Genomic DNA, 18,363 nt, shown 5'->3' with positions numbered 1-18,363 from the left:
CTTATTCCGCACTTGCGCCGTAGTTTGAAAGTACTCTTGCCGAAGGGTCGTTGACGTTGCAGCCTTCCCATGACTTGTTAGGCATCCAGAAATCAACGATCATCTCGCTCTGACCCTCATAATATTTCTCGAAAATCTCGCGGTAAAGCAGAGATTCCTTAGTGAAGGGCTGAGCGTGTGTGTACTTCTTTCTCAGTGTTTCAAACTCTTCCTCTGTGTAATAATCCTCAGCATAAGCCTTCAGATAGTTTACCAGAGAATGTCCAACAGCGTCGGAGAACGCAGCCTTTTCTCTCCAAAGTATATTCTCGGGAAGAACTCCGTCAGCCTCAAAAGCTTTACGCAGCAGGAACTTGCCCTTGCCGTAGGTGTTGAGCTTCTTTTCGGGGTCTATCGCCATTACGTATTTAACAAAATCAAGGTCGCCGAAAGGCACTCTTGCTTCAAGTGAGTTTACAGAGATACATCTGTCAGCACGCAGAACATCATACATATGAAGCTCGCGTACACGCTTCTCGGCTTCACGCTGAAATTCCTCAGCAGAGGGAGCAAAATCGGTGTACTTGTATCCGAAAAGCTCATCGGATATCTCACCTGTCAGCAGTACGCGGATATCGGTCTGCTCATGTATAGCCTTGCAGATAAGGTACATACCCATGCTTGCACGGATAGTGGTTATATCAAATGTTCCCAGCAGATGCACAACATCGTCCAGTGCCGCAATAACATCGTCCTTTGTTATGATTATCTCAGTATGCTCAGAGCCGATATAATCAGCGGTCTCCTTAGCATATTTCAGGTCGATGGCGTCTTCCGACATACCGATAGCGAAAGTCCTGATGGGCTTATCGGATTTCTGCTGTGCGACAGCGCATACCAGTGAAGAATCCAGACCGCCCGAAAGCAGGAAGCCTACCTTTGCATCAGCCACCAGACGCTTCTCGATACCTGCAACAAGCTTGTCATGAATGTTCTTGTAGATAGTCTCGTGATCATCATGACATACATGATCAGGTCTTGCGATATCATTGTAGCAGTGGAACTTGCCGTCCATATAATAGTGTCCGGGAGGGAAAGGCATGATCTTGTCACAGATGTCCACAAGGTTCTGTGGCTCGCTTGCGAATACAACAGCACCATCTTTGTCATGACCATAATAAAGGGGACGTATGCCGATGGGGTCACGGGCAGCGATGAACTTTCCTGTCGCACCGTCAAAGATTATGCAGGCAAACTCAGCATCCAGCATAGCGAACATATCGGTATTGTACTGCTCCCACATTGGCAGAAGTATCTCACAGTCCGAATCGCTCTGGAAACGGTAGCCCTTGCTTGCAAGATCATCTCTGATCTTCTCAAAGCCATAAAGCTCGCCGTTGCAGACAACATAGCTGTTACCCAGCCTGAATGGCTGCATACCATCAGGGGTAAGACCCATTATCGCAAGCCTGTGGAACGCCAGGATACCACTCGGTACAGCCTCATAACGGCTGTCATCAGGTCCTCTTGATTTTGTCCTTTCAAAACATTTTTCCATAAGGTCACGGTCAGCTTTGACCGAGCACCAACCCATAATACAACACATAATCTGATTCCTCCGAAAAACGGAACTTGGCTGTCGCATTTCTGTGGCAGCCATTTCCTTATAATTTAAGATAGGATTTTAGTATAACGCTTATTTAACACCGAACAGCAGCTCGTCGTAGGTCGGGAACGGCCAGAACTTTGCAGCTGTGATCTTTTCTGCCTCATCGCATGATGCACGGAGCTTTTCCATAACACCGAGAAGTTCATCTCTGATGATGTAAGCGGTATCGGTAACGCTGTCTGAATCCTTCACCTTATCGAGAACGCTGTCAAGTTCGTCAAGGCTCTGATAAGCCTCTCCTGCATAGCCGGACAGCTTCTTCACTGTCTCGGTCTCATAGGTGCAGGCAAGATCGGTAGCAAGTGATTTCTTTGCATTTGCGGTCTTTGCAACGAATGCTGCATATTCCTCGATAGCGGGAAGTATCTCGCGGCGAGCCAGCATCTCCATGGTCTTGGCTTCGATAACAACAGCCTTGCAGTAGTTCTCCAGAGTGATCTCTGTACGGCTGCGGAGCTCAGCTTCGGTGAATACCTTATGAGCAGTCAGCATCTTGACGTTCTTCTCGTCCATCAGATGAGGGATAGCATCGGGAGTTGTGCGGTAGTTCAGCAGACCGCGAACCTCAGTAGCTTCCTTGATCCATGTATCATCATAGCCGTTGCCGTTGAAGATGATGCGCTTGTGATCGGTGATGGTCTTCTTGATCATCTCATGGAGAGCGTCCTCGAAGTTGTCAGCCTTTTCCAGTCTGTCAGCGTAGATCTTCAGGCTCTCTGCCACTGCTGAGTTCAGCATGATGTTAGCACAAGCGATGCTGTCAGCAGAACCGACCATTCTGAACTCGAACTTGTTGCCTGTGAATGCGAAAGGCGAAGTACGGTTACGGTCTGTGGTATCTCTTGTGAATCTGGGCAGTACGCTTACACCCAGCTTCATTACAGTCTTCTCAACGCCCTCATAAGGAGTATCGTTCTCGATAGCCTCAAGGATACCCTCAAGCTCCTCACCAAGGAAGATGGAGATAACTGCGGGAGGTGCCTCGTTAGCACCCAGACGGTGATCGTTGCCCGCGGTAGCAACGGAGATTCTCAGCAGATCCTGATAATCGTCAACAGCCTTGATAACTGCGCACAGGAACAGCAGGAACTGTGCATTCTCATAAGGTGTCTCGCCTGGAGTCAGCAGGTTAACGCCTGTATCGGTAGCGATAGACCAGTTGTTGTGCTTACCTGAACCGTTGACACCGTCAAAAGGCTTCTCATGCAGCAGGCAGACCAGACCGTGCTTCTGTGCAACCTTCTTCATGATCTCCATTGTCAGCTGGTTGTGATCGGTAGCGATGTTTGTGGTAGCGTAGATAGGTGCAAGCTCGTGCTGTGCAGGAGCAACCTCGTTGTGCTGGGTCTTTGCAAGGATGCCCAGCTTCCACAGCTCCTCGTTCAGGTCGGACATATAAGCCTCAACTCTGGGCTTGATAACACCGAAGTAGTGATCGTCCAGCTCCTGACCCTTGGGAGGCTTAGCACCGAACAGTGTTCTGCCTGTATAGATAAGGTCTTTTCTCTGATCGTACAGCTCCTTGGGGATGAGGAAGTATTCCTGCTCGGGTCCCACAGAAGTAGTAACGTGTCTTACCTGATCGTTGCCGAAAAGCTTCAGGATACGCAGTGCCTGCTTGTTGAGAGCTTCCATTGATCTCAGCAGAGGTGTCTTCTTGTCCAGAGCCTCACCGCCGTAGGAACAGAAAGCAGTAGGAATGCACAGCGTCTTGCCCTTGATGAATGCATAAGATGTAGGATCCCATGCGGTGTATCCTCTTGCTTCAAAAGTAGCTCTCAGTCCGCCCGAAGGAAACGATGATGCATCAGGTTCGCCCTTGATGAGTTCCTTGCCCGAGAAGTCCATGATAACTCTTCCGTCGGGAGAAGGGCTTATAAAACTGTCGTGCTTTTCAGCAGTGATGCCTGTAAGGGGCTGGAACCAGTGAGTATAATGTGTAGCTCCCTGCTCGATCGCCCAGTCCTTCATAGCCTCGGCAACTGCATTGGCAACAGTGATGTCAAGCTTCTCGCCGATCTCAATAGTATTCTTCAGTGAATTGTAGACTTTAGATGACAGTCTTGATTTCATAACTCTGTCATCAAAAACCTTGCTTGCAAACAATTCGGGTACCGTACTCATTATGATTTCCTCCGTTCGTTATAAACAAAAGCGTCTCCGATGAACAGAGAGTATTATCCCTGTACCGAAGACGCCATTGCCTTATAAATATAGAAAATTATATTTAGGAAAGACTTTATACTTTCCATATGCCTTTCCAATGTCAACAAAAAAAGACAAAGAGCCTTGAAACCTAAGCTTCATTCAAGACCTCTTTGCCTTCCATGATTCGTATTATACACCATCCCGAAGCATTTGTCAAGCACGTTTTTCACAAAAGTCGTGAAAGTTTACAAACCGAATCTTGCAAAATTTTCACAAATCTTGCAAAACCCCTTGACAAAAATGAAATTGTGAGATATAATACTTGCAAATACTGCATGAGCAATGGCGTTCATTCTTTTTTATTGCCGTGAAGCGATTCACGCCGATAAAAAAGGGTGAACGTTTTTTTTATGATAAGGAGTGCTGAAAATGAAACTTGAAGGCGAAGTTCGTATACCGTCCGGCTGTGCGATAGCGGCAGTCATTTCAAGAGAGGGTAAAGGGATAACGGGAGATGTTATCTATAATGCCATGAAACCAATGCACGACCGTTCAAACGGTCTGGGCGGAGGATTTGCGGCTTACGGTATCTATCCCGAATACAAAGATCTGTATGCTTTCCATATCTTCTTCGATCACCGTTCCACCCGCAAGGAATGTGAAGCTTACTTAAAGGAACGTTTCGAGATCGTAAAGGGTGAGCTGATACCCACCCGCAAGATACCCCAGATCACTAATGAACCTATTATATGGAGATACTTCTGCGCACCGCTTGGTTCAATGGTTGCTTCCGAGCAGGTTGACGAAAATGAATTCGTAGCACGCACAGTAATGAAGATCAACACCGAGATGAAGGGTGCATACGTATTCTCCAGCGGCAAGAATATGGGATGTTTCAAAGCCGTTGGCTATCCCGAAGACGTTGGTGTATTCTATAAACTGGAAGAGTACGAAGGCTATTCCTGGACAGCCCACGGCCGTTACCCCACAAACACCCCCGGCTGGTGGGGCGGTGCTCACCCCTTCTCCCTGCTGGACAGCTCCATCGTCCACAACGGCGAGATATCTTCCTACGATGCAAACCGCCGCTTCATTGAGATGTTCGGCTATAAATGTACATTACAGACCGATACCGAGGTCATCACCTATATCCTCGACTATCTGCTGAGAAGACAGGGTCTTACTATGGAGGAAGCTGCTTCCGTTATCGCAGCACCTTTCTGGTCAACGATAAACTCGAAGCCCGAGAAGGAAAAAGAAAGACTTACATTCTTAAGACAGGTGTTTCCAAGTCTGCTGATAACAGGACCTTTCTCAATAGTATACGGCTGGAACGGAGGACTCATGGCTCTTAACGACCGCCTGAAGCTCCGTTCGATGATAACCGCCGAAAAGGACGATAAAGTATTCATAGCCAGCGAAGAAGCCGCAGTAAGGGTAATGGAGCCCGATGCCGAGAACTTCTACGCACCAGCGGGCGGAGAGCCTGTTATAGTAAGAGTCAAGGAGGGTAAATTCTGATGATAGATCATTTTATATATCCCGAGTTCGAGGTAGTGCGCAACGATAACCGCTGCATACAGTGCCGTGTCTGTGAAAGACAGTGCGCCAACGAAGTACACAGCTTTGACCCCGACCGCGGAATCATGCTTTCAGACGAAACTAAATGCGTAAACTGCCAGCGCTGCGTATCTCTATGTCCCACAAGAGCGCTCAAAATAGTAAAGAGCGACTGCCGTCTCCGTGAGAACGCAAACTGGGCTGACGATACTATCAAAGAAGTTTATAAGCAGGCAAACAGCGGCGGTGTGCTGCTGTCATCAATGGGCAACCCCAAGCCTCTGCCCGTTTACTGGGATAAGATCCTGATAAACGCATCTCAGGTAACAAACCCTCCTATCGATCCCCTGCGTGAACCTATGGAGACCAAGGTCTTCCTCGGCAAAAAGCCCGAAAAGATCAAGCGCAACGAGGACGGAGAGCTTGTCACCGAGACTTCTCCTCAGCTGGAACTCTCCATGCCCGTTATGTTCTCTGCCATGAGCTACGGCTCTATCAGCTATAACGCTCACGCTTCCCTCGCCCGCGCAGCTACCGAACTGGGTATCTGCTACAACACAGGTGAAGGCGGTCTGCATGAAGACTTCTACGTATACGGACCCAACACCGTCGTTCAGGTTGCATCGGGACGTTTCGGTGTTCACAAGGATTACCTGGAAGCTGCCGCAGCTATCGAGATAAAGATGGGTCAGGGCGCAAAGCCAGGTATCGGCGGACATCTCCCCGGTGCTAAGATCGTCGGCGACGTTTCCAAGACCAGAATGATACCAGAGGGCTCAGATGCTATATCCCCTGCACCTCATCACGATATCTATTCCATCGAAGATCTCCGTCAGCTGGTATTCTCCCTCAAAGAGGCTACCGAGTATAAAAAGCCTGTTATCGTAAAGGTAGCAGCTGTTCATAACATCGCAGCTATCGCCAGCGGTATCGCCCGCAGCGGTGCTGATATCATCGCTATCGACGGCTTCCGCGGCGGTACGGGCGCAGCTCCCACACGTATCCGTGATAACGTTGGTATCCCCATAGAGCTTGCACTGGCATCAGTTGACCAGCGTCTGCGCGATGAGGGCATCAGAAACAACGTATCCCTGGTAGTAGGCGGTAGTGTACGCTCCGCAGCAGATGTTGTAAAGGCAGTAGCACTTGGTGCAGATGCAGTATATGTTGCAACAGCAGCACTGCTGGCTATGGGATGTCATCTATGCCGTACCTGCCAGAGCGGCAAGTGCAACTGGGGTATCGCAACCCAGAGACCCGAGCTTGTTAAGCGCCTGAACCCAGATATCGGTTCACGCAGACTTGTAAACCTCATGGACGCATGGCGCCACGAGATCAAGGAACTTATGGGCGGCATGGGTATCAACTCCATCGAGAGTCTCCGCGGCAACAGACTGATGCTGCGCGGTGTAGGGCTTACCGATAAGGAACTCGAGATACTCGGTATCTCCCACGCAGGCGAATAAGGAGGGTCATTAAGATGAAAAGAGTATTTGTTAACGAGGAATGGTGCCTTGGCTGCCACCTCTGCGAATATAACTGCGCTTATGCCAATTCAGGACTTTCCGATATGGTAAAAGCGCTGAAGGGCAAGGATATCTTCCCACGCATACACATCGAAGAATCCGAGGGCATAACCTATGCGGTTTCCTGCCGCCACTGTAAAGACCCCCTCTGCGTAAAGAGCTGTATAGCAGGTGCTATATCCATAGAAGACGGTACAGTAAAGATCGATAAGACCAAGTGTGTCGGCTGCCTTACCTGCGTTCTCGTATGTCCTTACGGCGCGGTAGCAGCAGGTCCCGAGGGTGCAGCACAGAAATGCGAGCTTTGCCTTGCAAACAGCTGCGGATCTCCCGCCTGTGTAAAGGGATGCCCCAACAATGCCATAGTTTATGAGGAGAGGTGAGCAAAGTGGCTGAATATGTTATCATAGGAAACGGAACAGCCGCAGTCGGCTGCATAGAGGGTATCAGGAGCATCGACAGCGAAGGTGCTATCACCGTTATCTCGAGCGAAGAGCACCACGTTTACTCCCGTCCTCTTATATCCTATCTGCTCGAGGGCAAAACAGACCTCGAAAGAATGAAATACCGCCCCGCGGATTTCTACGAGAAGAATAAAGTCAATGTAGTATACGGCAAAGCCGCAAAGATAGATACCAAAAAGCAGGTAGCAGTTCTGGAAGGCAAAGGAAAGTTCGGTTATGACAAGCTCTGTATGTGTACAGGCTCTTCCCCTTTCGTTCCTCCTTTTGAGGGTCTCGATAAGGTGAAGGCTAAATATTCCTTCATGACACTTGATGACGCTCTTGCACTTGAAAAGGCACTCACAGATAAATCCCGCGTGCTGATAGTCGGCGCAGGTCTTATCGGTCTTAAATGTGCCGAGGGTATCGCTGAAAGAGTTGGCAGTATAACCGTCTGCGACCTTGCAGACAGAGTTCTCTCCTCTATCCTCGATGCTGAGTGCGCTGCATATATGCAGAAAGAACTGGAATCCCACGGTGTAAGCTTCATGCTGGGCGATACCGCTGTTAAGTTCGATAAGAACAAGGCTTATATGAAGAGCGGTTCCGAGGTGGAATTCGATATCCTCGTACTCGCCGTAGGTGTAAGAGCCGAGACCGAGCTTGCAAAGCAGGCAGGCTGTGACGCTAACAGAGGCATCATCATCGACACCAAAATGCAGACCACCTCAGCAAATATCTATGCCGCAGGCGACTGTGCCGAGGGTTATGACAGCTCCATCGGCGCAAACAGAGTACTGGCTATCCTGCCCAATGCCTATATGCAGGGCAGATGCGCAGGCATAAATATGGCAGGCGGCTCTTCCGAAATGACCGACTCTATCCCCATGAACTCCATAGGTTTCTTCGGTCTCCACTGCGCAACGGCAGGTGCTTATCCCGAAGACGGCGAGATATACGAGGAGCGCACCGATAAGGGAATAAAAAGGCTGTATTTCAAGGACAGCAAGCTCGCAGGCTATATGCTCATAGGCGATGTCAACAGAGCAGGTATCTATACTTCTCTTGTACGCGAAAAGACAGTCCTTGACGAAGAAGAGACCGAAAAGGTCAAGAAAATGCCGTCACTGGCTATCTTCTCCAATGATAAGCGCAAAACAAAACTCGGAGGTGTGGTATGATGAATATAAATGCAACAGGGCTCGATTATAAAGAGCTCAACGAATCCATAAGACAGGTACACGGCAGCTGTACAATAACCAACTGTCTCGGACAGAGATTCATCGCCGCAGGCATCTCCAATATGACACTGAAGATAAGCGGTATCCCTGGCAACGCCCTCGGCGCATACCTCAACGGCGCAAAGATAGAGGTAATGGGCAATGCTCAGGACGCCGTAGGCGATACCATGAACGACGGCACCATCGTTATCCACGGCAACGTAGGCGACGCTGTGGGCTACGCTATGCGCGGCGGACATATCTATGTTCAGGGCAATGCAGGCTACCGTTCGGGCATACATATGAAAGCCTATGAGGATAAGCAGCCCGCCCTCATCATCGGCGGACGTGCAGGCAGCTTCCTTGGCGAATATCAGGCAGGCGGAACTATCGTCGTACTTGGTCTTAACGGCGATGATAAGCCCATAGTCGGCAACTTCCCTTCCACAGGTATGCACGGCGGAAAAATGTTCCTGCGTTCCGACTGCAAGGGTATCCACTTCCCCCATCAGGTACACGCCCGCCCCGCTACCGAAGATGATCTCAAGGAGATATCTCACTATCTCAGAAGATTCTGCGTCTACTTCGGTCACGAACTAGACGAGGTACTTGACCACCCCTTCACTGTCGTTACCCCCGACAGCAGCAACCCCTACAGACAGATGTACGTTGCAAACTGATGGTCATCACTGTTAACCAACATTGTTTAGCCCATAAGAATCAACACATATCGAAAAGCCCTTGCTCTCACCCCCTGAGAGCGGGGCTTTTTGCTATATATCCAAAACTACGGAATAAACCTTTCCACGCAGTACAGCACTTCTCAGCCTGATATTCAGCAATCAGGCACAGCAGGATATCAAATTGCAAAACGATATATAATATTTGTATTGCAATACTATTTTTCTGTTTTTCAATAATTTCGTATTGACAAACGAGTTTTGATGTGTTATAATACGAACATGCAAAAAGGATCGCCTATCAGTAAAACGATTTTTAAGGAGTTATGAATAAGATGTTATTTGTGTTTTTGGAGTTTATAATTGGAGATATATTTTTTATAGTAGATATATTTAAAACTATCATGTTAATTCTTACTATCTGGAATATATTTAACTGCATAGCAGATGATTCAAAAATAGAAAACCTTATATCATCTCTTACTGTTTTATTGGGAGCGGTATTTTATTATCTTTTATTTAATATAAGCCTAGACGTAGGCGATAACGGTTCAGCTTTTTATTACAGAACTCTTTCACCTGAGTATTGGCTTATCGATTATGTAGTTGTTTTAGGATTTATCGGATATTTTATATTGCTGTATAATAAGGCAAATAAACTTTCGCCGCTGTTATCAGCGCTGTCTATAGGCACAGTGGTAATCCTGAATATCTTTCAGATCGCATATGCTTTCCAGATCAGCGTACATCTCCAAGATTCAAATAAACTTATATATCTGTACCATGCCAATATCCTGCTTATGTCAGCAAGAGTAATATATAGACATATGAAAGAACAGGTCGAAATTTTCAGAAACAGGCTGACCGAAAATGAAGATCATAAAAAAGTCGGTCATATATCCAATAAGATAGATAGTCTGTCGAAATATTCATTATTTATTTTTGTTGTATTTCTATTGCTTGTTGCCTTGATCGAGCTGATATTCGTACTTCTTGGACAAGGACTTGATGCACCCATTAAAGCATTTACAGAAACAGCAGATTGGAAATTCTCAAAGTATATAAAACCGCCTTATTTGAAGTAAGGTACCACATATCGATTAATGTAGCCTCAGACTGGCAAAAAAACATAAAGGAACACATTTCAGTAAAACTATATTAAGGAGAAATATTTGATCATGTTAGGATTGCTTATTGTGGGCATTGTAGCTTTTATTATTCCCGGGATACTTACATGGTGTAATGTATATAACTGCATAGCAGATAAACCAAAGAAGGAAAAACTCACATCAACTCTCACTATTTTAATCGGAGGAATGCTGTATTTCCTTTTATTAGATATTGAATTTGAACCTGCAGGTGATTGGTATGAGGTGATCAATACATTACAACATCACAACATTCTGTCATCTGAGTATTGGCTTATTAAATTTATAGTTCTTTTCGGATTTATCGGATATTTTATATTGCTGTATAATAAGGCAAGTGAACTTCCGCCGCTGTTGTCCGCACTGTCTATAGGTGCAGTGATGATCCTGAATATCTTCCAGATAGCATATGCCTGCCAGCTCCTTGTAAATGTAAAAGGTGATATAGATTGTTTGCTATATCTGTACCATGCCAATATCCTGCTTTTGTCAGCAAGGGTAATACATAGACATATGAAAGAACAAGTCGAACTTTTCAGAAACAGGCTGACCGAAAATGAAGATAATAAAACTGCCGACCGTTTACTTAATAAGGTAGATAGTCTGTCTAAATATTCAATCCTGATATTTATTGCCTTTTTCTTCCTTGTAGCTTTGATCGAGCTGATATTCGTGCTTTTGGGTCAGGGATTTGATGCACCCATCAAAGCATTTACCGAAACCGCAGACTGGACATTTTCAAAACAGATACCACCCCCTCCTGTGGATTATGACGGGCACTATCTGTGTACTGTTGCCGCAGGCGGACATCGTAAAGTTGTAAAACCTCTCAGGTTAGGTACAAGACGTAATGAAACCATAGTAGTTAATCGTCAATTGTGTATCGCAAACGCTTTTGAAGAACTGATACAAGTGAAAACTCCGAAATTCCACAAAAAGATCAGAACATTTTATAATACACACGGCTATCCGCTGTCACGAAAGATCACATCACCTGCCAGAGCAGATATAATATACATTATCATGAAACCATTGGAATGGGCATTTCTTATATTTCTCTATGCCTTTGATCTTCGTCCCGAACAGCGGATAGCAAGACAATATAAGTACATTGAACCAAGTAAAAATTAATATGTGACCCCGAAAACAAAAAGCCCTCGATAATGCTGCACAGCATTATCAAGGGCTTTTTTTCATGCATAAAACTCTGTGCATATCATACATATCCTACGCGAAAACATTGTACAAACAACTGTTTTTAAATTTAACCCGGACATATTTCTGCAAGAGTTGTACAAAAACGTACAACTTTTTCATTAAATACACTGTTAGTAAGAAAGGTTTTACCGGCTGAATGCCGTTTACATAGATAGTACCGATACGCACGATGGCAGGCAGCCACCCACTGTGACTACGGCACACCCGGGAGGCGTGTTATACTGTACCGGTTCAGCAGCTTGACAATTGAATATTATCGTTCAAAATGCAGAAACAAATTAGGCGAAAAGTATCAGAAAATAGCGTATGAATTGTAGGTTATAACCATATTTGATAACCATTTTATCTGTATTTGTCACATTGACTTTCTTGCACAAATATGATATAATATAAGTAGTATTTTAGATATTTTTATATACTATTAACAATATTTTAAGGAGGTATAACTATTGAGAAAACCAGTGCTAAGAATAATAGCCGCCCTCACTGCAGCTGTTTGTATGGCTTTTACTTCTATCCCGGCATGGGCGGCAACACAGACTGATCCTTCAATGATAGATTATAATCAAAGCGTTATGGAAGCCCGTGAGAACTATATAAAGAAAGTCGGTGAAGCCGCACTTTCCTACACCACCGAATTAATAGATGTCAGCGCACTCAGACTCAGGGCAAATTCGGACGATATCAGTGATTTTCAGATGGCAGTACAGGCTAATTATCCCGAGCTTTTCTATTGGAGATCCACTCGCTATTATCACAATGGTACATATGTCACCCAGATGTGCCCCGTTTATTCGTATGATAAAGATACAGCAATGAGTATGCTGGCTGAGTTCTATAACGAGGCTGACAAGTATCTCGCACTGGTAAATGACAGTATGTCAAACCTTGAAATAGCCATCGTCCTCCACGATGCCATTGTAAACGATGTGGCTTATGAGTTACCCGACGTGGCAAACAAAGATACTTACAGCCTGATGCTGGAAAAAGTCGGCTACTGCGATCTATATTCAAAGGTCTATGCCTACCTCCTTTCACAGTGCGGCATACGTTCCGAGATAGTTTTCTCTGACTCGATGAACCACGAGTGGCTGAAAGCCGAGCTTATCCCGGGCAGATATTTCAATATCGACATAACCTGGGACGACCCTACCCCAAATGTCAACGGCAGAGTTCACCACACATATTTCGGACTGAGCGATACCGCCCTGCAAAGCGATAACTCTCACTATGATTATGACAGCATATATCCCGATGATAAATACTTTGATAACTCGGGCATAAATGACCTGGATACTGCCATCGTAGAGCTGAACGGCGAGCTGTATGCGATTTATGAGGGCTCAAACACCCGTGACAGACAGCTTGTCAAGCTAGACATCGTTCTCGGTCAGAACAGCGGCAAACTTGAACGGACTACCGTTTCAAGGCTTGATAACATGGTATGGTCGGCCGGAAGCCAGGGATACTGGATGGGCATTTATACAGGACTTTTCAAGCACGGCAGCAAGCTATACTATAATACCCCCGATTCAATCTGTTGGATAGACCCAGCTACCTCAGAAAGCGGCGTTCTTGTAAGACCAAGCAAACCCTCCGGTAAGTACATTTACGGCTGCTATATCGATAATGGTAAGGTATATGCGGTATACAAGTCTTCACCAAATGATTCGGGAACTCTCACATACTCGGCTGTGTATGACCTGGGCGATGAACCCTATACTCCCCCCGTACATGAGCATAGCTATTCTTCAACCCCCACATGGAACTGGTCTGAGGATATGAGCAGAGCCACAGCAACTTTCAAGTGTAACGGCTGCACCGATACCCAGACAGTCAATGCCAATATCGTTTCATCATATAACAGCAGCGGCGACCTCATCTATACAGCCACTGCTCAGTTTGGTGGAAGAACTTACACCGATGTCAAGACAGTTTCGCTGTATACGCTCACTATCCCCGAGGCGCTCAAGATCGTCGGTTCGGATAAACCCGCAGTCAACGGAAAGTATTACAGCGGCACGAAGGTCACTGTAAAGCCGCGTGATGAGTTTGGTGTATCAAAATATTCACTTGTGAATATCTCGGATTATAAACAGGATTCCGACGGTTCTCTCACAGTTACAATTGCAGGCAACGCCGAGATCAAAGCTGAATACAAGGTCTACACCACATTTATAGAGGGTTTCAGCGTTACCCTTGGCAGCCGCATAGGTCTTAATGTTTACTTCAAACCCGAATATGATATCGTAAATGACGGTTATATCAACATCATCGCAAACACTGGTGAGACCAGGATAAATTTCAGCGATATCACTCCTGATGAAAACGGCAGATACAAGGCAACATTCTATATGTCCGTCAAGGATATAGATGAAAAGGTAAACATCAGCTTCGGCAACGGCAGCGGCAATAATGTTGAATTCTCACTGATGAATGATAAGGACTTTGTAAAGAGCATTGATTACAGCCCCACTGATTACCTCAACGTCCTCAGTAACAGCAGCGACCAAAAGCTTGCAGCCCTTGCTGAATCGGTAAAAATTTACGGCGATAATGCCAAGGCTTTCTTTGATGGCAGTGCACCCGATAAAACAGTGACCGGCCTGACGGCTAATGATGTTAAGATCTTTGCACCTTCAGTGACCGCCGGCACAAGCACTGTGTACTACGGACAATCCCTGCTGCTTCGTTCAAATACGGCTCTCAGGCTGTATTTCAAAGGCAGTGTAAGCGGATGCAGAGTGACAGACAGCAGAGGAAGGAACGTTTCATTTGTTACAGGCACAGCATCGGGAATGAACTATGTTGAGATACCCGATATCACAGCTGAAAAGCTTGAAAACACGTTCAATGTCATCCTTGCAGACGGCGGCAAAGTAACACTTAGCCCAATGACTTACGTCTATGAAACACTTCTCCACTATCAGAATGATTCTTCAAAGGCACAGCTTTGCAGCACTGTCAGGGCGCTGTACAACTACAATAAGGCAGTACAGAATTATCTTAGCTGACAACTAAAAATATCACTCGGGGACGGTGGAATATCGTCCCCGAGTTTTTGATGCAAAAAAGAGCTGTCCGCAAAGGGACAGCTCCATAGCTTTTATTCTGTTCTGAGTGCGATAACAGGGTCTTTCTTCGCCGCGATACGTGACGGGAACAGACCTGCAAGCAGAGTAAGAACAATGCTTATCGCTACCAGTATCACCGCCGCCGCAACGGGGATCGATGCCCTCATGGGTACGGTGGTAAGGTGTGCGATTATAATGTTGATGGGTATGGTCAGCAGGTAGGAAAGACCTACGCCAAGCATGCCCGCTACAAATCCTACTATTACAGTCTCCGCATTGAATACACGGGAGATATCGCGCTTTGAAGCACCTATGCTTCGCAGTATGCCTATCTCCTTTGTTCTTTCGAGAACGGAGATGTAGGTGATTATGCCTATCATGATAGATGATACTATCAGTGAGATAGCTACGAATGCTATCAGCACATAGCTTATCGCATTGATGATAGAGGTAACAGAAGACATCATCTTGCCCACGATATCGGTATACTCTATCTTTGCTGAATCCTCAGCTTCAGCGTTGTATTCATCGATTATCTCAACTATGCGCTCCTTAGCGGCGAAATCCTTGGGGTAGATATTGATGCCGCTGGGGCTTTCAAGAGTTGCATAACCAAGGGTGAGCATATTTGCATCGTAGGTGGAAGTTGAATACTTGCCGCTGTTTGCCAGAGCATCTGCGTTATCCTTTGCAGACTCGGTTATCATGTTCTGCATCATTTCCAGCTGTTCATCTGTAAGGCTTGCAAGAAACTCTTTCTGCTGGTCGGTGAGACCGCCCATAAGACTTCCGCTGCCGCCGTTCTGCATAGCGCTCATATCCAGCCCCGACATTGCGTCCATGCCCATATTTGTGAGGTCGGACATCTGCTGCTGTGTACCGCCCTGAGCCATCAGTGCGGCAGCTTCTTCCTCAGTCATACCTTCGGGGAGCTGACCTGCCATAAGTGCGGCAAGCTGTTCATCGGTGAGCTGAGGCTGCTGTTCAGAAGCAGGAACTTCGGAAGGCACCTGCGACATCAGTGCTGCGAAATCCTCATCGCTCATTCCTTCGGGCTTCTGACCCTGCATCAGTGACGTGATCTGTTCATCGGTAAGTCCCGCCATAAGATCTGTCTTATCTGCCTGAGTGCTGTCAACAGTTTCAGCGGAGGTGGGGTTTTCCTCGTTGGTATTTTCATCCTCTGGCTCAGGGTTTTCGGGCTTGAATTTAAGACCTGTGAAAACATCGATATCAGGTGAAGCCTGCTGGTCTTTAACTATCTCGCTGTTCTTGACTTCGTTCACGAGATACTCCATAAGCTCATGCTTATATGCGATACCGCCGTTGAGAGAAGTCGCAGTAGCATCCTCATTTGGGCGGATGATACCAACAACGCTGACTTTCAGACCATTGTTTACAACGTCAGTCATGTAAGCCTCGTCCTCTTTCATGTCCTCCCAAATGCCGTCCTTTTTACGGTAAAGATCAGTGGAAGGTACGACCATGAAATCAAGGTCAAGGAGTTCATCATAAGTATAGCTGTGCTGTTCGTTTTTCAGCTTTACATCTTCGCCCATAACTGCACGGCGTACTATACCGTTTATCTCGGTGGAATCAAGAAGACCCAGGGAGTAAAGGATATAATCGTTTATCTCATTGTGCTTATCTATTATCAGCACTACCTCTTGGTAGTTTTCAGGCATACGTCCTGCAACTACATCATACTGGGCATTGATGAGGTCTTCATTTTCAATCATCTCAGACCATACATCCATACTGCCCATGCCCATTGAGCTGCTCATGGACATTCCCATCATCTGGGTATCGCTGAGGTATCCCATATCAAGAAGTACCTGTGAGGGGTTTACCTGATAAACGCCGTCTGAAGTATCCGCCTTGAAAACATTGAGCTTGGTTGCATAGCTGTACTTGATATCAGTGGTCAGCTTCTTTATCTCATCATTGTTATCGAGGAAGGTCTTGAACTTTTCAAGGTCGTTGACCTTTGTCTCCTGCATCAGGGTATTTATCATCTGCGCCATCTGATTCTGTGAGTATACCTTATCCATACCGTGGTCGGGCTCAGCATCGCGGGCTTCAGCCATGGTATCCATTATTTCGCTGAGACTGGTGGTAGTCTTTTCGATAGTCAGCGGGAATGTGGACAGGGTATCCGACTGCACCTGATCAATATAGATCTGCACACCGTTGGATATTGAAAGTATCAGTGCGATACCGATAATACCTATGGAACCCGCAAAGGAAGTCAGCAGAGTTCTCGCCTTTTTGGTCATCAGGTTATTGCGGCTGAGGGAGAGTGCTGTAAGGAAATTCATTGAAGTTTTCAGCTTTTTGCGCTCTGCCTTTTTCTCGGAAGCAGACTTTTTATCAGCCTTTATATCCGCTTTGAACGGGTCGGTATCATCGGTAACCTTACCGTCCAGAAGCCTGATTATACGCGATGAATACTGCTCGGCAAGCTCAGGGTTATGGGTTACCATTATTATCAGCTTGTTCTTGGAGATCTTTTTGAGTATCTCCATTATCTGTACGCTGGTCTCGGTATCCAGTGCGCCTGTGGGTTCATCGGCAAGCAGGATATCTGGGTCGTTTACAAGTGCTCTTGCTATAGCCACACGCTGCATCTGTCCGCCTGACATCTGGTTAGGCTTTTTGTTCAGCTGGTCGCCCAGACCAACCTGTTCAAGGGCTTCCACCGCCCTTTTTCTTCTTTCGCCCTTTGATACGCCAGAGAGAGTCAGCGCAAGTTCAACGTTTGCAAGCACCGTCTGGTGGGGTATCAGGTTGTAGCTCTGGAATACGAAGCCTATGGAGTGATTTCGGTAGCTGTCCCAGTCGGCATCTTTGAAATCCTTGGTTGACTTGCCGTTGATATTCAGGTCACCTGAAGTATACCTGTCAAGTCCGCCGATGATGTTCAGCAGAGTGGTCTTGCCGCAGCCCGACTGTCCCAGTATGGAAACAAATTCGTTCTCACGGAAATCGATGCTGACACCGCGGAGGGCATTGACCTTGCTGTCACCGACCTCATAATCCTTGGTGATGTTATTCAAACTTAACATACATTACTTTCCCTTCTCTAATTTAACACTTTCTAGCTCTCCGGCATATTCGCCGAGATTGTTTATAAGTTTACAGCTGACCTCATAGAAAGTTTTAAGGTCTTCCTTCGGGATATCCTTTGAAACTTCCGAAGATATCTTCAGAAATTCCACCGAAAGCATATCACCGAGTATTTTTCCCTTTTCGCTTGGGATATAGCGCATACCGCGCTGTTTGTCCTTATCCTCGGGGTTGCGGATTATATACCCGTCATTCTGCATATCCGTCAGCATTCTGGAGATAAGCGCTTTATCATAGCAGGACATCTCTTTCAGCTCAGTGGCAGAACATCCGCCCTCGGTACCGTTGATGATACCTAAGCATACCGCCGATGAGATATTCAGTTCCTTTGATGCGGGGATACAGGAATATATCCTGGCAAAATAATGACCCTTATGTATCATCAGCCCCGCCAGATTTTCCAGCAGCGACCTGTCCAATCTATCGCCCCTTTCTGTACAAAAGTCAAATAGGTTGATTTCTCAACCTATCGTGAAGTATAGCACATCTAAGTTGATTTGTCAACAACGCAAACGTTTGCGTTTGTGAATTCTATGTAAATAATATGCAAAAAGTCCGACAACATTCACAAA

The 18,363-nt window shown here is 46.3% G+C and carries 12 protein-coding genes; 8 read left to right on the top strand and 4 right to left on the bottom strand.

Features of this window, described 5'->3' with window-relative positions:
* Position 1: 1 nt before the first annotated feature.
* Together asnB and BM265_RS00835 are read right to left on the bottom strand one after the other, a co-directional pair.
* Positions 2-1,585 carry an asparagine synthase B gene (gene asnB / locus BM265_RS00840; protein ID WP_074959591.1) on the bottom strand — a complete coding sequence of 528 codons (1,584 nt, stop codon included), beginning with the start codon at positions 1,583-1,585 and terminating at the stop codon, positions 2-4.
* A 90-nt stretch (positions 1,586-1,675) separates the two neighbouring features.
* Positions 1,676-3,772 (bottom strand): glutamine synthetase III family protein, encoded by a 2,097-nt coding sequence (locus BM265_RS00835; protein ID WP_074959590.1) that lies wholly within the window; start codon positions 3,770-3,772, stop codon positions 1,676-1,678.
* A gap of 453 nt (positions 3,773-4,225) precedes the next feature.
* On the opposite strand from BM265_RS00835, the gene BM265_RS00830 reads away from it, so the two are divergent.
* The 8 genes from BM265_RS00830 (at position 4,226) to BM265_RS00795 (ending at position 14,605) form a co-directional block, all read left to right on the top strand.
* On the top strand, positions 4,226-5,317 hold the full coding sequence (locus BM265_RS00830; protein WP_074959589.1) for a class II glutamine amidotransferase: 1,092 nt from the start codon (positions 4,226-4,228) through the stop codon (positions 5,315-5,317).
* Positions 5,317-6,822 carry a glutamate synthase-related protein gene (locus BM265_RS00825; protein ID WP_074959588.1) on the top strand — a complete coding sequence of 502 codons (1,506 nt, stop codon included), beginning with the start codon at positions 5,317-5,319 and terminating at the stop codon, positions 6,820-6,822. Before BM265_RS00830 ends, BM265_RS00825 begins: the two co-directional genes overlap by 1 nt.
* Positions 6,823-6,836: 14 nt before the next feature.
* Positions 6,837-7,265: a 4Fe-4S dicluster domain-containing protein gene (locus tag BM265_RS00820; RefSeq protein ID WP_074959587.1), complete on the top strand. Its 429-nt coding sequence runs from the start codon at positions 6,837-6,839 to the stop codon at positions 7,263-7,265.
* Positions 7,266-7,270: 5 nt separating this feature from the next.
* Positions 7,271-8,506 carry an NAD(P)/FAD-dependent oxidoreductase gene (locus tag BM265_RS00815; RefSeq protein ID WP_074959586.1) on the top strand — a complete coding sequence of 412 codons (1,236 nt, stop codon included), beginning with the start codon at positions 7,271-7,273 and terminating at the stop codon, positions 8,504-8,506.
* Complete coding sequence (locus BM265_RS00810; RefSeq protein WP_074959585.1) at positions 8,503-9,225, top strand: GltB/FmdC/FwdC-like GXGXG domain-containing protein; 723 nt, start codon at positions 8,503-8,505, stop codon at positions 9,223-9,225. Before BM265_RS00815 ends, BM265_RS00810 begins: the two co-directional genes overlap by 4 nt.
* A 326-nt stretch (positions 9,226-9,551) precedes the next feature.
* Positions 9,552-10,310, top strand: coding sequence for a DUF6688 domain-containing protein (locus tag BM265_RS00805; RefSeq protein ID WP_143098640.1), 759 nt, complete (start codon positions 9,552-9,554; stop codon positions 10,308-10,310).
* A 93-nt stretch (positions 10,311-10,403) separates the two neighbouring features.
* Entirely contained in the window at positions 10,404-11,504 is a 1,101-nt protein-coding gene (locus BM265_RS00800; protein WP_074959583.1) for a DUF6688 domain-containing protein, read from the top strand.
* Between the two features lie 536 nt (positions 11,505-12,040).
* Positions 12,041-14,605 (top strand): transglutaminase domain-containing protein, encoded by a 2,565-nt coding sequence (locus tag BM265_RS00795; RefSeq protein ID WP_074959582.1) that lies wholly within the window; start codon positions 12,041-12,043, stop codon positions 14,603-14,605.
* A gap of 92 nt (positions 14,606-14,697) precedes the next feature.
* Here BM265_RS00795 and BM265_RS00790 read toward each other — a convergent pair whose 3' ends face one another.
* Both BM265_RS00790 and BM265_RS00785 read right to left on the bottom strand, forming a co-directional pair.
* On the bottom strand, positions 14,698-17,730 hold the full coding sequence (locus BM265_RS00790; RefSeq protein WP_074959581.1) for an ABC transporter ATP-binding protein/permease: 3,033 nt from the start codon (positions 17,728-17,730) through the stop codon (positions 14,698-14,700).
* A gap of 3 nt (positions 17,731-17,733) precedes the next feature.
* On the bottom strand, positions 17,734-18,210 hold the full coding sequence (locus BM265_RS00785) for a MarR family winged helix-turn-helix transcriptional regulator (RefSeq protein WP_074959580.1): 477 nt from the start codon (positions 18,208-18,210) through the stop codon (positions 17,734-17,736).
* Between the last annotated feature and the right edge of the window lie 153 nt (positions 18,211-18,363).

The organism is Hominimerdicola alba (assembly GCF_900112155.1).
GTDB lineage: Bacteria > Bacillota > Clostridia > Oscillospirales > Ruminococcaceae > Hominimerdicola > Hominimerdicola alba_D.
This window is presented reverse-complemented; position numbering and strand designations above follow the sequence as displayed.